We start from the raw sequence: 18,759 nt of genomic DNA on the forward strand, positions 1-18,759 counted from the left end.
ACAACGCTCATCATCATCTTCGTCGAATGATTGACGCTCGGGTCCGACTTCGCCGTCGATGGCAGGATCCTGCCCTGGGGGATGCGGGGCCGCTGCCCGTTTTTCGGTGTGCAGAAACTCCTCCGCGACCTCCGCTCCGCGGACCCACCCTTGGTGCATGCCCCCCATCGACACGCCCGTCCGGCTGCAGGCGGTGGCCGGGCCCGGCCAACCGGACGTGACGCCGGCCCTCGAGCAGCTGTACCGCGACTTCGAGTCCGAGCTGCTGATCCCGCTGTGGACCGAGATCGGCGACCTGATGCCGGCGCACCCGCGCTCGCGCGCCACGCCCCACGTGTGGCGGTGGAGCGCGCTGCAGCACCTGGCCGAGCAGGCCGGAGCGCTGGTGCCGGTCGGCCGCGGCGGCGAGCGGCGGGCGATCGCGCTCGCCAACCCGTCGCTCGGGGGACGGCCTTTCGCGACGCCCACCCTGTGGGCCGCGATCCAGTACCTCCTGCCGGGTGAGGACGCCCCGGAGCACCGCCACACCCAGCACGCGTTCCGCTTCGTCGTCGAGGGATCCGGGGTGTGGACGGTCGTGGGCGGTGACGCCGTACCGATGAACCGGGGCGACTTCCTGCCCCAGGCCGGCTGGGCCTGGCACGCCCACCACAACGCGACCTCGGCACCCATGGCCTGGATCGACGGCCTCGACATCCCGCTCCAGTACACCTCCGAGTCGCAGTTCTTCGAGTTCGGACGCGACCGGATCAGCGCCGCCGAGCGCGGCACCCCCGAGCGCTCCCGCGCCGAGCGCCTGTGGGCCCACCCCGGGCTGCTCCCCGTCGGCGTCACCCACACCTCCCCGGGCTCGCCGCTGCTGGCCTACAGGTGGGAGTACACCGACCGGGCCCTCACCGAGCAGCTCGCGCTGGAGCAGTCCGGCTTCGCAGGCACCGTCGAGCCCGGGCACGCGGCGGTCCGGTTCACCAACCCCGTGGACGGCCGTGACGTGCTGCCGACGATCCGCGCCGAGTTCCACCGGATCACGCGCGGCACCGAGACCGCGCCCGTACGCGCGACGGGCTCGTCGGTCTACCAGGTGTTCGACGGCTCCGGCACGGTCACCGTGGGCGACACCACGTGGACGGTCGCGCGGGGCGACCTGTTCGTCGTGCCCTCCTGGGTGCCCTTCGCCGCCCGGTCCGAGGCCGGTGCCGACGACTCCGACTCGGGCGCCCTGGACCTGTTCCGGTTCTCCGACTCCCCGGTCTTCGAGGCCCTCCGGCTCGACCGGACCGACCTGCACGGCAGGGAGTCCGCATGAAGCTCGCCACCATCCGCACCGCCGGGGGCACCCGTGCCGTCCAGCTCGCCGAGGTCGGCGGCGCCGCCGTCCACCTCGACCTCGGGTACGACGACCTGGGCGCCTGGCTCGCCGCCGGCTCCCCGGCGGCGGCGCCCGGCGCCCGAACCCTGCCGGTCGACGGGGCCGACTTCGCCCCGGTCGTGCCGACCCCTTCGAAGGTCCTCTGCGTCGGCCACAACTACACCGACCACATCCAGGAGATGGGGCGCGAGCTCCCGTCGTACCCGACCCTCTTCCCGAAGTTCGCCGACAGCCTGATCGGCGCGAACGACGACATCGTGAAGCCGGCCGAGTCCGACGCCCTGGACTGGGAGGTCGAGCTGGTCGTCGTGATCGGGTCCGCCGTCCGCCGGGCCACGGCGGCGCAGGCGCAGGCGGCGATCGCCGGCTTCACCGTCATGAACGACATCTCCGTGCGGGACTGGCAGTTCCGCACCGTCGAGTGGACCCAGGGCAAGATCTGGGACTCCTCGACGCCGGTGGGCCCCTACCTGGTGACTCCGGACGAGCTGCCCGGCGGGGTGCGTCCGTCGCTCGCGGTGACGACGGTCGTCGACGGTGCCGTGATGCAGCGCGACGACACCGGCACCCTGCTCTTCGACCCCGTGCAGCTGGTGGAGTACATCTCGACGGTGATCCGGCTCAACCCGGGCGATCTGATCGCAACCGGGACCCCGGCCGGGGTGGGCCACGCCCGCGAGCCCGCGGTCTACCTCGCGCCGGGCCAGCGGGTCGTCACCACGGTCGACGGCGTGGGCACCTGCACCAACCTCGTGGTCGAGAAAGCCTGATGGCCCGCACACCCGACGATGCCCGGCGCTGGGCGGCCGAGGGCACGTCGGTCTTCCTCGCCGCTGCCGCGACTCCGACCAGCGCCGGATACGCCGCTCACACCGCGCTGCCGGGTTGGACGCGAGGGCACTTGGTCGCCCACGTCGCCGCGAACGCGGACGCCTTGCGCAACCTCGTGCACTGGGCGGCCACGGGCGACGTCACGCCGATGTACGCGACGCCGGAGGAGCGGATCGCGGCCATCGAGTGGGGCAGCCGACTCCCGGCCGGACAGCTCGGCCACTGGCTGCGCACGTCCGCCGCCCGCTTGCAGACCGCCTGCGACCAGCTGCGCGGTGAGCAGTGGGCGCACGAGGTGAGGACGGCGCAGGGGCGCACCGTGCCCGCGTCCGAGATCGCCTGGCTGCGGGCCCGCGAGGTCTGGGTGCACGCAGCCGACCTCGGCACCGGCGTCGCGTTCGCCGACCTCCCCGACGACTTCCTGCGGGCCCTGGAAGCGGACATCGTCGAGCGGCGCGGTGCGGTCCCCGACGTCGCCGGCCCGCTCGCCGAGCGGGTCGCCTGGCTGGCCGGCCGTCCGCATGCGCTCGCCGGCGCGCCGGAGCTCGACGCCTGGCTCTGAGCCGCTGTGACCCCTGACCTCCGGGCCGTCACCGCTGGCGCAGGCTCGCGATCAGCAGGCCGCCGGCGAGCGCGGCGATCCCGCCGAGGAGCGGGGGCGCACCCGCGGCGCCGCCGACGAGCAGCCCGCCTGCCACGGCTCCGACGGCGACCGCGGTATTGGCCGCTGTCACCAGGACGCCGCCGATCTGCTCCAGCCGCGCGGGCTGGACCCGGGCGCCCCAGCTCTGCAGCGATGTCGCCACGCCGCCGAAACCCAGGCCCCACAGCGTCGCCGCCGTGAACAGCGCCGGCACCGAGCCGCCCACGCCGAGCAGGAGCAGCATCCCCGTGCCCACGGCCGAAGGGAACAGCAGCACGCCGAGCCGCGGCGCGCGGTCGGCCGCCTGCCCCGCGAGCACCGTGCCCGCGAGGTTCGCGCAGCCGAAGACGAGCAGCAGCGCGGCCACCCCGCGGGCGTCGAGGCCGGCGGCGGCCTCGGCCAGCGGCCGGATGTAGGTGAAGCCGGCGAAGTGGCCGGCGTACACCAGGACGGTCGCGAGCATGCCCAGCTGCACCATCCCCGAACGCAGCGTCGAGCCGAGCGCGCGCAGGCCGCCCGTCGGCCCCGGTGGGACCGGCGGCAGGGACACCACCTGGAGGGCCAGGGCGACGGCCGCGACACCGGCACCGAGCAGGAAGACCGCCCGCCAGCCCCAGGCGTCGCCGACCCAGGCACCGAGCGGGACGGCCACGCCGGTGGCCACCGGTACGCCGGCGTTGACCACCGTGAGCGCGCGGCCGAGTCGGTCGACGGGGACCAGGTGGGCGGTCACCGCGATCCCGAGCGACCAGAAGCCGCCCAGCGCGACGCCGAGCAGCAGCCTGCCGACCAGCAGCACGAGCACCCCGGGCGCGAGTGCCACCAGGAGGTCGGACGTGACCGCGAGCAGGGTCAGCCCGATCATCACTCGCCGCCGGTCGGTCCGGGGCAGGACCACGGCGATCTGCAGGGCGGACGGCCCCGCGGCGAGGGCGGTCGCGGTGAAGCTCTGGCCCGCGACCCCCACGCTCACGTCCAGGTCGGCGGCCATCAACGGCAGCAGGCCGGCGGGCAAGAACTGCGATGTCGCGATGGAGAAGATCCCGATCCCGAGCGCGACGACGCCGGCCCAGGCCCCGGGCGGGCGGGTCACCCCGTGGGCAGCACGTGGCCGGCGAACCGGTCCCGCAGCGTCACCTTGTTGAACTTGCCGACACTGGTCTTGGGGATCCGGTCCAGGAAGACGACGTCGTCCGGGACCTGCCAGCGCTCGAGCCGCTCGCCCAGGAAGTCGAGGACGTCCTGCCGGCCGAGCTCGTGGCCGTGCTTGACGACCACGCACGCCAGCGGACGCTCCATCCACCGCGGATGCGGTACGGCGATCACGGCGGCCTCGGCCACGGCCGGGTGGGCCATGATCGCGTTCTCCAGGTCGACCGAGCTGATCCACTCCCCGCCCGACTTCACCAGGTCCTTGGTCCGGTCGACGAGCCGGATGAACCCCAGCGGCGAGATCGCCGCGACGTCGCCCGTGCGCAGCCAGCCGTCCGGTGAGAGCTGGTCCCCCTCGCCCTCGCGGCGGTAGTACTGCCGGGCGATCCAGGGGCCGCGCACCTCGAGCTCGCCACGCCGGGTGTCGTCCCAGGGGAGCTCGGCGCCGGTCCCGGCGTCGACGATCCGGGCCTGCACGCCGTGCAGCGGGAGGCCGGCGGTCGCCCGCCAGCGGGCGCCTGCCTCCTCGCCGAGGTCGTCCATGTCGGCGCGCAGCCGGGCGAGGGAGCCGATCGGCGAGACCTCCGTCATCCCCCAGGCCTGGGTGATCGGGAAGCCCAGCGCCGCGCGGTAGCCCTCCGAGAGTGAGACCGGCACCGCCGAGCCGCCGGCGACGATGCGGTCCAGGCTCGACAGGTCGTAGCGGTCGAGCAGCGGCAGCGCGCCCATCCAGATGGTCGGTACGCCGGCGCTGTAGGTCACCCGTTCCCGGCTCATCAGCTCCAGCACCCCGGTCGGCGAGAGATCGGGACCCGGCATCACCAGCCCGGCGCCGGCCTGGAATGCGGTGTAGGGCAGCCCCCAGGCCATGGCGTGGAACATCGGCACGACCGGCATCACCACGTCGCGGTCGGTGACCGCGGTGCCGGCCGCAGAGACGCCGGCGTTGGCGTGGAGCCAGATCGAGCGGTGGGAGTAGAGGACGCCCTTGGGGTTGCCCGTCGTGCCGGTGGTGTAACAGAGAGCGGCCGCCCGGTTCTCGTCGCGTACGCGCTCGGACAGGTCCGCCTCGTCGGCCCCGCCGAGCAGGGCTTCCCAGGAGATGATCCGCGAATCGTCCGGCAGCGGTCCTGTCGCGCCGCCGTCGTCCATCACCACGATGTGGCGCACGCACCGCAGGTGCGGCAGGTGCGGCTCCAGCAGGTGCACGAGGGAGGCGTCGACGAAGAGCGCCTCGTCCTCGGCGTGGTCGATCGAGTAGCGGACGTGCTCGGGGAAGTACCGGATGTTGACCGTGTGCAGGATGCGGCCGGTACCGGGGACGGCGAAGTAGAGCGCCAGGTGCCGGGCGGTGTTCCACGCGAACGAGCCGATACGGGCGTCGGCGGAGAGGCCGAGGTGGTCGAGGGCGTGGGCGAGCCGCCGGGTCTCGGCGCCGAGCTCGCCGAAGCTCGTCCGCTCCGTCGCCCCCGCGGTGCGGGTGACCACGCGGCTGCCGGAGAAGTACGACGTCCCGCGCCGGAAGATCGACTCCACCGTCAGCGGGAAGTCCTGCATGAGTCCCTGCAACGATCCTGTCTCCTTGCCTCGGTGGGCCCGGCGCTCGCGGGCGCCTCGCTGATCCGCGCCACGGACGACTCACGTGATCGCACCACCGGACAGTCTCGTCGCTGGGTGGTATAAACACCAGAACATCTTGGTGAATGACGTGATAAGCCGACAGTTATGAGCTGCGTTGGAACCCCAGCTGTCCCTGCGGCGCCTCGAGATCTTCCGGCTCGTCGTCGAGGAGCGCAGCGTGACCCGCGCCGCGGCGATCCTGATGATCGCCCAGCCGGCCGTGTCGAGCCAGCTGCGCGCGCTCGAGGAGTGGCTGGGCGCCAGGCTCTTCATCCGGCGCGGCAACCGGATCGAGCTGACCGAGGCGGGTGAGCGGGCCAACGCCTGGGCGAAGGGGATCCTGGCCGGCGCGGCCGAGCTCCGCCGCGACGTCCACGGCATCGAGTCCGGGGGGGCCGGGTCGGTCGTCGCCGCCGCGAGCATCGGCGTCGGCAGCTACCTGCTCCCGGGCGTGCTGACCCGCTTCCGGGGGCGCCACCCCGGCGCCGAGATCACGCTCAACGTGCTGCAGCCCCGTGAAGCCCTGCGCCAGGTCTCCACCGGCGAGGCGGACTTCGCGGTGGCCAACTGGGACGCCGACGAGACCCACACCAACGTGCACACGACCGTGGTGCGCGACGAGCCGATCGACATCGTCGTCCGGGCGGACCTGGGCCCTGAGAACGGCGTGCTGTCGCTCGAGGAGGCGCTGAGGCTCCCCTTGGTGGCGGCGCCCCGCGTCGTGGCGGCCCAGCGCGCGGTCGACCTCCGGCTGGGTCTGCTGAGCGACGTCGAGCCGAACGTCGTGATCCGCCTCGGCCACCCGCTCGCGGCCAAGCAGGCGGTCATCGACCATGGCTGGGCCTCGATGCTCCCGCGCTACGTCGTCGCCGCGGACGTCGCGGCGGGCGTCCTCGCGACCATCGATGTGCCCGGGCTCGACCTGCGCGAGCGCATCGTGATGGCCTGGCGCCGCGACAAGGTGTTCTCGAAGCTGCAGCAGACGCTGGTGGCCGGGATCCGCGACGAGCTCGCCGATTTCCGCCGGCCAGAATGACCTGTCCGCTCGGCGCCCACGCGCCAGACTCGGTGGATGACCATCGCCAACGCCGAGGCTCTGGCGCGCGCGGTCGCGCGCTCGGAGATCACCGAAGTCCTGCAGTGCTACGCCAACCTCGCCGTCGAGAACGCGGACTTCGCCGCCATGGCGCGGCTGTTCAGCGACGACGGCACGTTCATCCTGCTCGACGGCACCGCCGTGCCGGCCACGGAGATCGAGCGGATCGTCGCAGGCCACGAGGCCACGTGGATCCGGCACCACATGACCACGGTGCACATCGACTTCACCGGCGAGGACACGGCGACGGCGGACAGCTACTACATCGCGTTCACCGACCTCGCGCAGCCCGACCACTGGGGCCGGTGGCGCGACACCCTTCGCCGCGAGCCCGACGGCCGCTGGATGCTCACCAGCAAACAGCCCCTGGTCGAGGGCTACCACCCGGACGGATGGATCGCGACCGTCCTGTTCCCGGCGATGAAGGCGCAGAGCTGACAACCCGGACCCCGGTGAGTGCTGATAGCCGCTATCGCGGCTACCAGCACTCACCGGGGTCCGGGCGGGGGCAGCGGGTCAGATGCCCAGGCCACCGGCGACGTCGATGACGCCGCCGGTGATGTACCCGCCGTTCGGGCCGGTGAGGAAGCCGACCAGGGCGGCCACCTCCTCGAGCGTGGCGATCCGCCGGATCGGGTGCAGGTCGAGGAGCTCGTCGGGCGCGAGGGTGTCCCCGAGCACCTCGATCATCATGTCCGTCGGCATGGCACCGGGCTGCACCACGTTGACGGTGATGTCGCGCGGGCCCAGGTCGCGGGCGATCCCCTTGGCGTAACCGATCAGCGCGGCCTTCGTGCCGCAGTAGTCCGCGACCCCCGGGATCAGCGCCAGAGTCCCGTTGAGCGAGCCGATGAACACGATCCGGCCGCCGTCCGAGAGCACAGGGGCGGCGGCCCGGGTGGTCGCGACCGGGCCCATCACGTTGACCTGCCACTGGTGGTCGAGCGCAGCCGTGTCCAATGCCGGGTCGTCGACCGGCTGTCCCTTCGCCGCCACGGCGGCGTTGTTCACGAGGATGTCGAGCCGCCCGAAGTGCGCGACCACCTGGTCGACGAGCGCGGCCGCGGCCGCCGGGTCGGCCGCGTCGCTCCGGATCGCCAGGGCGCGCACGCCCTGCGCCTCCAGCTTCTGCACCACCGCGTCGGCCTTGTCGGCCGACGAGACGTAGCTGATCGCCACGTCGACGTCGTCGGCCGCGAGCGTGGCCGCGATCGTCGCACCGAGGCCCCGGGAGCCCCCGGTGACGAGGGCGACCCTGCGTGCTGAGTTCTCCTGCATGTCCTGCTTCTTTCCTGTCGTCGTTCTCGGAGGGGAAGGGGAGGGTCAGGGGTAGCGGACGCCGGTCAGGTCCTCGCTGAGCTTCCACAGGCGCCGGGCCGCGGCGGGGTCGACGGCATAGCTCATGACACCGCGGCCGTCACCGGCCCTGAAGAAGTCCAGCGGGCCCTCCTCCGCCGACAGCGGCGCGATGTCGCAGTCCTCGCAGTACACGCCGCCCCGGCCCTCGAGCGCGGGGCTGGTGGCGCACCAGACGCCCGTCGCGGCGCCCTGCTCCGGCGTCTTGAGTCGGCGCTCCGGGTCGACGATCGGCCTGCCGTCGCGCTCGATCAGGCCGGCGGCGACCATGTCGTCATGCGCCAGGTACCTGCCGAGCCCGGTCGAGGCGATGTTGCCCGGGTGCACGGCGAAGGCGCGCACGCCGTGCTCCTGCCCGCGCCGGTCGAGCTCGACCGCGAAGAGCGCGTTGGCGGTCTTCGACTGTCCGTAGGCCACGACCGGGTCGTACGCCCGGCGGCGGTAGTTCGGGTCGTCGAAGTCGACCGCGGAGAACTGGTGCCCGAGCGAAGAGTAGACGACCACCCGTGCCCGCTCCGCCCGCACCAGCGCGGGCCACAGCCTGCCGGTGAGCTGGAAGTGCCCGAGGTGGTTGGTCGAGAGCTGCCGCTCGTTACCACGGGAGTCCCGCGACAGCGGGGGCGCCATGATCCCGGCCGCGTTCACCAGGATGTGGATCGGCCCGCCGGTCCGCAGGAACGCCTCGGCGGCCGCATCGATGGAGGCCGGGTCGGCGAGGTCGAGCCGGGTGTAGTCGGCGTCAAACGGCGCCAGCTCGACCTGGGCCGTGCTGAGTTCCCGGTCGAACACGTGCACCTGCATGCCCGCACGGGCGAGGGTGCGCGCCGTCTCCAGCCCGAGCCCCGAGTTCCCGCCGGTGACGACGCCGACCTTGTCCTGGAGCGGGATACCCGCGATGACGTCCAGGGTCGTGGAGGTCGCGCCGAAGGGGGTGCCCACCGGCTCCTGGAGCGCGCTCACCGGACGTCGCCCGGCAGGCCGAGGGTCTTGGTCTGCAGGTACTGCTCGAAGCCCTCGATGCCGTTCTGGCGGCCCAACCCGCTCTGCTTGTAGCCGCCGAACGGGGCGTCGGCCGCATACGGGTCCGCGCTGTTGATCCGCGCGACACCGACGCGCAGCCGGTTCGCGACACGCAGGGCGCGCTCGGGGTCCGTGCTCGAGATGTTCCCGGCCAGGCCGTACGGCGAGTCGTTCGCGATGCGCACGGCGTCGTCCTCGTCGTCGTACGGGATCACGGCGAGGACCGGCCCGAAGATCTCCTCCTGGGCGATCCGCATCGCGTTGTCGACGTCGGCGAACACGGTCGGCTCGATGAAGTAGCCCTTGTCGAGGTGGGCCGGGCGCCGTCCGCCCGTCACCAGCCGCGCGCCCTCGTCCTGCCCGATCCGCAGGTAGCCCAGAACCCGCTCGTGCTGGCGGGTGCTGATCACCGGACCCATGTGCACCTCCGGGTCGTTCGGGTCGCCGTAGGGGATCTGTTCCATCTCGGCCGCGACCCGCGCGACGATCTCGTCGTACCGGGTGCGGGGGGCGAGCAGCCGGGTCGGTAGGTGGCAGCCTTGGCCTGCGTGGGCGGTGACCCAGCGCGCCGCGAGCGGGACCTGGACGTCGAGGTCCGCGTCGTCGAGGAGGATGTGAGCCGACTTGCCACCGAGCTCGAGGAACAGCCGCTTGAGCGTGGGCGCGGCCTTCTCGGCGATCCGTCGTCCGGTCGCGGTCGAGCCGGTGAACGAGATCATGTCCACCCGGGGATCGGTGACCAGGGCCTCGCCGATCAGGTGGTCGGACGACGTGACCACGTTGAGCACGCCTGCCGGGATGTCGGTCTTGTGCGCGACGAGACGGGCGAGTCGGGTCGCGTTGAAGGGCGTGTCCGGCGCCGGCTTCAGCACGACGGTGTTGCCCGTCGCCAGGGCCTGACCGAGCTTGTGCAGGGTGACCTCGAGCGGAACGTTCCACGGCACGATGGCGCCGACCACGCCGACGGCCTCCTTGCGGACTCGCCGGGCCACGGCCCGGCCGGCCTTGTCCACGGGGGCGAGCTCGCGCTCCCAGGCGAAGTCCCGGATCAGGCCGACCGGGTAGCGGAGCCCGTCCTCGAGCGTCGCGTCGAGGTGGGCCGAGCCGACCAGCGATCGCGGCATGCCGGTCTCGTCGATCAGCTCCTGCCGGAAGAGGTCGCGCTCGCTCTCCAGCGCGTCCTGCAGCTGCAGCAGCGCACGGGCCCGCAGCTCGTGGTTCGTCGACCAGTCGGTCGTGTCGAACGCGCGCCGGGCCGCGGCGATCGCCAGGTCGGCGTCGGCGAGCGTGCCGTCCGCGACCTCGCCGATGATCTCCTCGGTCGCGGGGTTGAGGTTGTCGAACACCCTCCCCGACGAGGAGGGAACGAGCTCACCGTCGATCAGCATCAGTTCGTCGTTCGTGGGGTTCATCGAAGAAGCCATTCGCTCGTTCCGAGCAGGGTTCGGACCGCCGGCCGGCGGGTCGCCGGTCGACGGGAGTGAGGGAGTGGGGGCCGGGTGGTCATGCGGTCCGCGGGCACACGATGGCCGCGGTGTCCTGGTAGAAGTGATCCAGGTGGGACAGGCCGCGCTCGGTGAAGGTGAAGATCGACACGACCGGCATCAGGACCGGTCGGCCGTCGGCGCGCAGCACGCCCCGCAGCGTGCCCTCGGTCAGGATGCGGCGGCGGTCGATCTGGTTCCACTTCGTGTCGTTGTAGACGACCTCGAACTCCTGCCAGCGCTCGACGACGACGTCGAACAGGGTGGCGAAGCCCTGGTGACCGCGCCAGATCCCGCCGTGCGGCAGCGACTCCGGCACGTGCACCACCACGTCGGGATCGAGCTCGGCGAGCATCACGCCGATGTCCCGCTCGTCGGGCGCGGCGCGGACGAACTCATTCTCCGCGTCGTAGAAGCGCTGGATGCTCGCCAAGGGGTCGAAGGCCATGTCTTTCCTCGTCTTCGGTGCTGTCAGAAGCTGGTGGCGTGGGCCGCGTGGCCCCGCAGGTCGCGGGACAGCGCGGCGGACGCCGCGCGCAGCAGGGCGACATAGCGGTCGAGCTGTCGCTCGTCGTACCGGACCAGGGGCAGGGACACCGACAGGCCCGTGACCAGCCCGCTGCCCACCCACGAGACCGGTACGCCGATCGCGACGAGGCCCTTCTCCGAGCGCTCCACGTTGAGGGCGAAGCCGGCGCGCCGCACCTGGGCGACGTCACGGAGCAGGGCCCGTCGCCCGGAGCGTCGAGTGTCCGCGTGCCGCTCGACGTACTCGAGCAGGTCGGGGTCGGAGAGCGAGGCCAGGCGCAGCATGCCGGTCGTGGTGCGGTGCAGCGGGAAGACCATGCCCTCGCGGGTGGTCACCCCCAGCACCCGCTGGCACTCGACGCTGGCGATGAAGCGCGTGGTGTCGCCCGACAGGATGGACACGTTGACGGACTCGTCGAGTGCCGCGCTGAGCCGCTGCAGGTGGGGCAGCGCGGCTGCCCGCAGCTCGGCCGTGCGCGACGGCGGGTGGGCCGCCGGTCCCAACACCGGGCCGGCCCGGTAGACGCGGTCGTCGTCCTGGACGGCGAAGTCGCGGTAGACCAGCATCTGCAGCAGCCGGTGGGCGGTCGAGCGCGCGACGCCCAGCCGCTCGGCCGCGGCGGTCACCGTCAGGCTGCCCTCGAGCTGGAGCACGATCGCGAGCTTGAGAGCGTGGTCGACGCTGGCGATGGCGTACGACGGCGGCATCTTCAGCGCGTTCGGCCTCACGTGGACCGCGGACATCACGCCCGGGATCACGACCGGTCCCCGATGCCGACGGTGCGCGGTGTACCGACGAGGAGCTCGGCGCCGCCGTCGCGGACCACCATGCAATCCGCGAGCATGCATCCGACATCCGGCTTCCACGCGGGGTCGAAGAGGTCGATGTTGTTGCCGAAGGTCATCCCCTCCTGCAGCTCGAGGTCCCCGATCCGGCTGCCGTCGGCGGTACTGATGCCGAAGCCCGACTCGTAGACGACCGTCGGGAACTCCGGTGACACCAGCCCCATCGCGTGGAAGCCGAGCTCGACCCAGTCGAGGCCCGCGCGGGCCGCGGGGCGGCGCAGCGCCTCCAGCAGCTCGTTGACGGTGACCCCGGGGCGCATCATCTGCTGGCTGGCGTCGAGGCACTCGACCGCGACGTCCCAGATCCGCCGGAGCCGGTCGGGAACCGTGTGGCCGACATGGACGGTGTACTCGGCGTGGACCAGGTAGCCGCCGTACTTGGTGTGGAACTCGGCGATCACGTTGTCGCCCTCGGCCAACGGCCGCATGGTCGGCGTGGCCGGCTGGTCGGTCCCGTGCAGCAGGTGCCACAGCTCGTTCTCGGGGTGCTCCACCGGCCCGGAGGCGAGCAGGTTGAAGATGTTGGGCTCGGCCCCGTTGGCGATCTGGGTGCGGACCATGTCGGCGTACACCTCGGCCTCGGTGACCCCGGGGCGGGCGCCGGCGACCATCACGTCGATGACCTTGCGGGCGATCTCTCCCCCGCGGCGCATGAACCCGATCTCCTCCTCGCTCTTGATCAGGCGCATCTCCTCGAGCGCGTGACCGAAGTCGAGGAGGCGGGCGTTCGGGAGCGCGGCCCGCAGCGCCTGCATCTCGGACTCGACGTACACGCTCGAGGGGAGGATCGTCGAGCTGAAGCCGACGATGCCGACCCGGGACCGGTCCAGGCCGCGGTCGCGCAGCTCGGCCGCGATCTCCGCGATGCCCCGGAAGATCCGGATGTCGGTGGTCCAGTCCTGGATGCTCTGCTGGGCGTGGAAGGGCCGGCTCATGTGCGGGACCGTGTTGTAGACGACGGGGTCCTCGTCGAGGAAGAACAGGGCCTTCGTGCCCATCTTCGCGCCGACGCCGGTCACGTAGCGGAGGTTGGCGAGGCCCATGTCCCAGTACATGTCGGTGCCGAGCAGGACCAGGCAGTCGACCCCGGCGAAGATCATCCGCTTGCGCAGGCCGTCCCAGCGCCGGTTCCGCTCGGCGAGCGAGAACCGCGGGAAGTGCTCGGGGGCGACCACGTGAGGGCGGGCGCCGGCGGGAAGGGTGTGCTCGGGGTAGGGCCGCATCGGGATCTCGACCGCCGAGGGTCCGAGCCTCGGCGAGAGCCCGGTGCGCATCTGCGTGTCACCGATGGGGTCGGTCTCCACTACGGAGCTTGCGGGGGCAACGCTCTTGGTCGTCATTGGCCGTCCTCGTGTCGTGCGCTGTCGCGCCAGTGTCGGTCCGTCAGCGGAATAAACACCAGAACGGGTTCTGAGATCTGCCGATACCTGTTCGGTTATGGCCGTCATCCGGATGACAGCGCGAACACCTGAACATGATCAATCAGACCAGCTCAGATCCCTTACAGGACACGCCCTAGCCCGGCCGGCTGCGCGGCGAGCACGCCAAGCAGTCGTCGGCGCCGCCTCTGAGCATCGAGCTGGTCGGGAGGTGCACGATCTGGCGGCTGCCGGTGCACATGGTGGAGGCTGGGTCGGTGTATCGCGGCCTACAGTCGTCGCACGAGACCGGGCCGCGGTCTACGGACCGGGAGGTGGCGGATGACCCAGCATCGTCCGTCGTCGCCCGGGCGTCCGGCACGGCACCTCGTCGCGGCGGCCGCGACCGGGGATCGCGACCGGTTCGCCACTCTTGTCGCGCCGACGTTCTCGGCCGTCCGGGTACGGCCGCTGGCCGACGGGACGTTCCACAGTTCCCTGCGCAGCGCGGTGGCAGGCGACGTGCGGGTCTCGGTGCTGAGCGGCAGCCCGTGCGTGGTCACGCACGGGCCCGAGCTCATCCACCTGACGGATGCCGGGTTCCTCGCCGTCTCACTGCAGCGGGTCGGGAGGGCCGCCGTCGCGCAGGATGGGCGGCACTGCATGCTCGGTCCGGGCGACCTGGTCAACTACGTCACCTCGCGGCCGTACGAGGTGACATTCTGGGAGCCCTACGAGGTCGTCGTCGTCACGGTGCCGCTGGCCGCGCTCGGCGCGCACGCCGACACCCTCGCGGGGCGGACCGCGATCGCGGTCGGGACGGATCGCGGCCCCCGCGACGTCGTCGGAACGCTCCTCTGTGCCCTTGCCGCGAAGATCGACGACTGCACCCCGGGTGACGCGAGCAGCAGCAAGGAGTACCTCGCGGACGCAATCGTCTCGCTGGTCATCGCCGAGCTGGTCGACATCGTCCCGCAGGGCGCGGGCGACGACCTCGCCGATCGTGTGCTCGCCCACTGTCTGTCGCACCTGGCCGATCCGGGGCTCACCGTCGAGGCCGTCGGGCGGGCGCTGGGGGTGTCGGTGCGGTACCTGCACAAGGTCCTCGCCCCGACCGGGATGACGTTGTCGGCCTGGATCCGCAGACAGCGGCTGGAACGGATCGGCCGCGACCTCGCCGACGAGTCACTGCGCGGGCGCACGGCGGGCGCGATCGCCGCACGCTGGGGGATGCCCGACACCGGACATCTGAGCCGCGCCCTGAAAGCCGAGTTCGGCATGACCGCGACCGAGATCCGCCGGTCGGGCCGCTGGGAACGCGGCGGGCCTCGCCCGCTGTCGGAGCGGCTGCGCCTCACCGGGACCGAGGCACCGCGCCGGCCGGCTACGGGCTGACCGGACGTCACCGGCAGGCAACGGTCCACACCACCGTCCACCACTGTCCACTGTGTACGAAAAGGGAGTTCTCATGACCACGAGCGCGCAGAAGGTCGCGATCGTCACCGGCGCGTCGCGCGGGATCGGGGCCGGCGTCGTCGAGGGCTACCGCAAGCTCGGCTACTCCGTCGTCGCCACGTCGCGTTCGATCACGGCCTCCGACGATCCGCAGGTGCACGCCATCGCGGGGGACCTCGCCGACCCGCAGACCGCGGACCGGGTGGTCGACGGTGCCCTGGAGCGCTTTGGCCGGGTCGACGCGTTGGTCAACAACGCGGGGATGTTCCTCGCCAAGCCGTTCACCCTCTACACCGACGAGGACTTCGCGGCGATGGTCGGGCTGAACCTCGCCGGCTTCTTCGGCATCACTCGGCGCACCGTCGCGACGATGGTGGAGCAGGGCTCGGGGCACGTCGTCACGATCACGACGTCGTTGGTAGACCATCCGCTCAGCGCGGTGCCGTCCGTCCTCGCCTCGCTGACCAAGGGCGGCCTCGACGCCGCGACACGCTCGCTCGCCATCGAGTGCGCCGGCAAGGGTGTACGGGTGAACGCGGTGTCGCCCGGGATCATCAAGACCCCGATGCACCCGGTCGAGGCCTACGACGCCTACGCCGGTCTGCACCCGATGGGGCGCATGGGCGAGATCGACGAGATCGTGCAGGCGGTGCTCTACCTCGAGACCGCTGCGTTCGTGACGGGCGAGACCCTGCACGTCGACGGCGGCCAGGGCGCGGGGCACTGATGTCGGTGGTCCAGGCGCTCCAGTCGGAGCAGCGGACCGTGCGCGCACAGGCCCGCGAGTTCGCGGGCGACGTGCTCGCCCGTGTCCGCGAGGTGACCGAGCCGCTGCCGACCGCGACCGAGCGGTACCGGGCCACCCGCCCCTTCTACCGACAGATGGTCGAAGCCGGGTTCCTGCGCCGGCTCGTGCCACAGGCGCTGGGCGGCGACGGCACCGGTGCCTCGACGACGGCCGCGCTGGCCGAGGAACTGGTCGTGGGTGACCCTGGCGTTGCGCTGAACCTGTTCTCCACCGGCCTCGGGCTCACCCCGCTGCTGCGAGCAGGCAACCCCGCACAACACGCTCGGTTCCTCCCGCCGTTCCTCGCGACGACGGGTACACCGCTCGCTTCGCTGGCCCTGACCGAGCCGGGCGGCACGGCGAACTTCGACGAACCCGATCCCGGCACCGGCGAGAGCGTCGGCCTGCGGACCACGGCCCGGCGGCACGACGGCGGCTGGGTCGTCGACGGCGAGAAGCAGTGGGTGTCTCACGCGACCGGATGGGAGGGCACCGGTCCCGACCTGATGAGCGTGGTCTGCCGCGCCGGCCACGACCCGGACCCGCAGAACTCGCTGGCCGTGCTGCTCGTCCCGGGACCGATCCAAGGCTTGACGATCACCGGGCTGTTCGACCCGCTCGGCCACCGCGCGCACCTGCTCCCCCGGTTCACCCTGACCGACGTCCGGGTGCCGGAGGCGAACCTACTCGGTGAGGTCGGCGACGGCCTCGGCATCGTGAGATCGGCGTTCGGCGGCGCGCTGATCGGCGCCTGCGCGGCAGGGGTCATGCGGTCGGCCTTCGACGTCGCGCTGCGGTTCGCCCGTACTGACCACCGCGGAGGGCGGGTGCCGGTCGTCGAGCACCAGGGAGTGGGGTTCCTGCTCGCCGACGTGAAGACCCGGATCGAGGCCGTCCGTGCCCTGACGGAGCGGGCCTGCGCGGCGCTGGACAACGGGTCGCCGGGCGCCGAGGAGCTGTCCGTGCACGCCAAGATCTTCGGGTCCGAGACGGCGGTGCAGACGCTCGTCGACCTCATGCGGGTCGTCGGCGTCGACTCCTACGGCCACCACCTTCCGCTCGCAGGCCTGGTCCAGGACGCCCTCGCCTATCCGCTGTTCAGCGGCGGCAACATCGGGTTCCGCCGGCGCCGGCTCCAGGCGCTGCTCGCCGATCCCGACTACGACCCCTGGAGCACGATGGACGGCTGATCGCCCACCCTCCGCAACCTCCTCGGAGAAGGACGCCAGCTCCAGATCCGAGCCCTGCTGACCAGTGAGGACGCCGAACGGTTCGAGGACCGGCAAGGCTGACTGCGGCCAAGATCGTTGGGCTGGAGAACGTGCAGGCCTCGGGCCTGCGGTCGTCATAATCAGCCCGTCGCGACGTGGACCAGGACGGCTGCGTCTGCTCGCCGGGTGGAGCGTGGGCGAACCAACGAGGGACTCCCTGCACCTCCTGCCTCCGTGGGCTCCCGGCACGGCGCGTCGAAAGCTCTACTCCCTGTCTCTCTAGTACTGCAACGGCAGTTACGGCGTGCCGTGAGCCGCAACCGCCACGGCCCTCGCGCTCACCGCTTGCGGTAGCACATCCTCTGCGAAGGACTACGACATCTCGCCCATCTTCCCCCTTTCCAAGGATAAATGCGCAAAATACAACGGGGATAGCAAGGGGGGCATGGAATGGGTGGCTGCTGGGTGACCAAGGAAGACTGCGAGAGAGTTGCAGCCGATTGGCGTGCCGCGATGAAGAACGTTCCCGACGCGATTCAGTTCAGGGGTTGAGCGATGTACGGCAGCTCACATGACCTTCGGCTACGTCGCCCTGGTCACGGTTCGCTTGATTTGCCGCTTCCCAGCTCACTGGGGCGCCTGGCGCGTTCTACCGAAGACGAGTCTCACGGGAGCTGCTTCTCATACGCTGCGCGAACTATCTCGAGGAAGGCCTTAGCGTCGAACTGTGGCCCGAACTCAGCTTCACTCAGGTGCGGTCCGCGGTACTGCCAGAGGTCTCCGTTGGTGCCGAGAATGACCCACGACCCCATGTCCCATGCACTGCCATCGACTGGCATCTCGCGGGTCACGACCCGCCAGCCCACGACGGAGGTGGGCGCCGACCCGATCCACCGCTTCTTACCTGTGAACGTCTCAGTTTCGTAGCCAGCATCGACCATGGACTGGGCCAACGTCCGGAACGTCAGCGCCCCAGCCTTGCGAAGCTTCCAGGTCGCGTCGTCCCACGCCTTCAGCCTCGTCACGAGGGGGTGTTCCGGGACCGGCTTGGGCCTGAACCGCTCGGGCAGGGTCGGCTCCTCCGGCACAGGGTTCACCCAGCGGTTGTTGACGCACGGCGCGCAGAGAGGTCGACCCTCGACACGCGACAGGTGCTTGAAGCACAGGGGCCTGCTGCTGTCGGCGCAGACCTCCAACGACTGGTACTCACCGCAGAAGCACTGCGGGTTGTCCGCTTGGGCGGGGTCTGGGTTGATCTCGTAGATCTGGTTGCAGTAGACGGGGACGAACTCGCCCTCGCGGTACCAGTCCTCGGTCTTGGTGTCGACGATGACTGTGCACTTGACCCAGCTCGGCTCGAGCAGCTCCGACCTAGTCCCCCCGCACTTCGGACACGCCACCGCACCCTCGCCTCCCCTAGAGCCTCCCTGCCTGGATCGCACAGTTCTCGCCTACCGTTACCCAGCGTCGAAGACGAGTAACAGCCCGGTGGCGACGCACTAACAGCTGAGAACCAGGACTTGGTTTCGAACGTCAGAAGGCGTCCTCATCGAGGCTGACAGAACAACCGCCTTCGCGAAGATTGTACAGAGCTATCGGAAAGACTGGCTTGGTCGCCGCGAGGCGACGTCCTTGATCACGGAGATCCGCGTAGTCAAGGAGAAGCGTCATCTCAAGCTCTGGTGGAAGAAGCCTAGACGGTCGTAACCTATGACGAACTAGGCATTCATCATGGTGTGGGTGTCGAAATGTCCGAATCAGTATCGAGTGCTGCGCAAATGTGGCCTAATCTGCCGTAACGGATTCGCTGTCATTCCCGACCTCGTGAGCGATGTTCACTCGCACACGTCCACTGTGGCTCCCAGTCCTGCTAGCTGTGGCAGCCCTGGCTTCGGGCTGCACAGCAGGTGCGGTCGATGCTCCTGCGCGGACCGTCGACCTAGGTGTCGCCGCCGCAGAGGTTGTTGACGCGGTGGGCGGGTGGATGTCCGCCGATCGCGGTG

General features: G+C 71.1%; 17 protein-coding genes. 8 read left to right on the forward strand and 9 right to left on the reverse strand.

Features of this window, described 5'->3' with window-relative positions; all coding sequences use genetic code 11:
- Positions 1–157 precede the first annotated feature (157 nt).
- From ABD993_RS15595 to ABD993_RS15605, 3 genes are read left to right on the forward strand one after another with little or no spacing between them, the layout of a single operon-like run.
- On the forward strand, positions 158–1,306 hold the full coding sequence (locus tag ABD993_RS15595) for a cupin domain-containing protein (RefSeq protein WP_345418040.1): 1,149 nt from the start codon (positions 158–160) through the stop codon (positions 1,304–1,306).
- A complete protein-coding gene (locus tag ABD993_RS15600; protein ID WP_345418043.1) occupies positions 1,303–2,139 on the forward strand; it encodes a fumarylacetoacetate hydrolase family protein in 837 nt (278 codons plus the stop codon). The genes ABD993_RS15595 and ABD993_RS15600 overlap by 4 nt, the downstream gene beginning before the upstream one ends.
- Positions 2,139–2,762, forward strand: coding sequence for a maleylpyruvate isomerase family mycothiol-dependent enzyme (locus ABD993_RS15605; RefSeq protein ID WP_345418046.1), 624 nt, complete (start codon positions 2,139–2,141; stop codon positions 2,760–2,762). Before ABD993_RS15600 ends, ABD993_RS15605 begins: the two co-directional genes overlap by 1 nt.
- A gap of 28 nt (positions 2,763–2,790) precedes the next feature.
- Here ABD993_RS15605 and ABD993_RS15610 read toward each other — a convergent pair whose 3' ends face one another.
- Positions 2,791–3,936, reverse strand: coding sequence for an MFS transporter (locus ABD993_RS15610; protein WP_345418049.1), 1,146 nt, complete (start codon positions 3,934–3,936; stop codon positions 2,791–2,793).
- Positions 3,933–5,564 carry a long-chain fatty acid--CoA ligase gene (locus ABD993_RS15615; protein ID WP_345418052.1) on the reverse strand — a complete coding sequence of 544 codons (1,632 nt, stop codon included), beginning with the start codon at positions 5,562–5,564 and terminating at the stop codon, positions 3,933–3,935. The genes ABD993_RS15610 and ABD993_RS15615 overlap by 4 nt, the downstream gene beginning before the upstream one ends.
- Positions 5,565–5,730: 166 nt before the next feature.
- Here ABD993_RS15615 and ABD993_RS15620 point away from each other — a divergent pair, with 166 nt between their 5' ends.
- Positions 5,731–6,651, forward strand: a complete 921-nt coding sequence (locus ABD993_RS15620) for a LysR family transcriptional regulator (RefSeq protein WP_345418055.1) — start codon at positions 5,731–5,733, stop codon at positions 6,649–6,651.
- A gap of 36 nt (positions 6,652–6,687) precedes the next feature.
- Positions 6,688–7,149, forward strand: a complete 462-nt coding sequence (locus tag ABD993_RS15625) for a nuclear transport factor 2 family protein (protein WP_345418058.1) — start codon at positions 6,688–6,690, stop codon at positions 7,147–7,149.
- Positions 7,150–7,227: 78 nt separating this feature from the next.
- Here the strand turns inward: ABD993_RS15625 and ABD993_RS15630 are convergent, their stop codons facing one another.
- From ABD993_RS15630 to ABD993_RS15655, 6 genes are all read right to left on the reverse strand, one after another.
- A complete protein-coding gene (locus tag ABD993_RS15630; RefSeq protein ID WP_345418060.1) occupies positions 7,228–7,989 on the reverse strand; it encodes an SDR family NAD(P)-dependent oxidoreductase in 762 nt (253 codons plus the stop codon).
- A 45-nt stretch (positions 7,990–8,034) separates the two neighbouring features.
- Entirely contained in the window at positions 8,035–9,027 is a 993-nt protein-coding gene (locus tag ABD993_RS15635) for an SDR family NAD(P)-dependent oxidoreductase (RefSeq protein ID WP_345418062.1), read from the reverse strand.
- The gene (locus ABD993_RS15640) at positions 9,024–10,499 is read right to left on the reverse strand and encodes an aldehyde dehydrogenase family protein (protein ID WP_345418065.1); all 1,476 of its coding nucleotides are present in this window, start codon (positions 10,497–10,499) and stop codon (positions 9,024–9,026) included. The genes ABD993_RS15635 and ABD993_RS15640 overlap by 4 nt, the downstream gene beginning before the upstream one ends.
- Before the next feature lie 91 nt (positions 10,500–10,590).
- Positions 10,591–11,019, reverse strand: a complete 429-nt coding sequence (locus ABD993_RS15645; protein WP_345418068.1) for a nuclear transport factor 2 family protein — start codon at positions 11,017–11,019, stop codon at positions 10,591–10,593.
- A 23-nt stretch (positions 11,020–11,042) separates the two neighbouring features.
- Positions 11,043–11,858, reverse strand: a complete 816-nt coding sequence (locus tag ABD993_RS15650) for an IclR family transcriptional regulator (protein WP_345418071.1) — start codon at positions 11,856–11,858, stop codon at positions 11,043–11,045.
- Positions 11,855–13,285: a M24 family metallopeptidase gene (locus ABD993_RS15655; protein WP_345418074.1), complete on the reverse strand. Its 1,431-nt coding sequence runs from the start codon at positions 13,283–13,285 to the stop codon at positions 11,855–11,857. Before ABD993_RS15655 ends, ABD993_RS15650 begins: the two co-directional genes overlap by 4 nt.
- A gap of 360 nt (positions 13,286–13,645) precedes the next feature.
- Between ABD993_RS15655 and ABD993_RS15660 the strand changes: the two genes are divergently transcribed.
- The 3 genes from ABD993_RS15660 to ABD993_RS15670 all read left to right on the forward strand — a co-directional run bounded on the left by ABD993_RS15660 (position 13,646) and on the right by ABD993_RS15670 (position 16,735).
- A complete protein-coding gene (locus tag ABD993_RS15660) occupies positions 13,646–14,698 on the forward strand; it encodes an AraC-like ligand-binding domain-containing protein (RefSeq protein WP_345418078.1) in 1,053 nt (350 codons plus the stop codon).
- Positions 14,699–14,771: 73 nt separating this feature from the next.
- Positions 14,772–15,485, forward strand: coding sequence for an SDR family NAD(P)-dependent oxidoreductase (locus tag ABD993_RS15665; RefSeq protein ID WP_345418081.1), 714 nt, complete (start codon positions 14,772–14,774; stop codon positions 15,483–15,485).
- A complete protein-coding gene (locus ABD993_RS15670) occupies positions 15,485–16,735 on the forward strand; it encodes an acyl-CoA dehydrogenase family protein (protein WP_345418084.1) in 1,251 nt (416 codons plus the stop codon). Before ABD993_RS15665 ends, ABD993_RS15670 begins: the two co-directional genes overlap by 1 nt.
- Before the next feature lie 686 nt (positions 16,736–17,421).
- Here the strand turns inward: ABD993_RS15670 and ABD993_RS15675 are convergent.
- Positions 17,422–18,156 carry a hypothetical protein gene (locus tag ABD993_RS15675; protein WP_345418087.1) on the reverse strand — a complete coding sequence of 245 codons (735 nt, stop codon included), beginning with the start codon at positions 18,154–18,156 and terminating at the stop codon, positions 17,422–17,424.
- Between the last annotated feature and the right edge of the window lie 603 nt (positions 18,157–18,759).

The sequence above is a fragment of the Pseudonocardia xishanensis genome (assembly GCF_039541715.1).
GTDB classification, from domain to species: domain Bacteria; phylum Actinomycetota; class Actinomycetes; order Mycobacteriales; family Pseudonocardiaceae; genus Pseudonocardia; species Pseudonocardia xishanensis.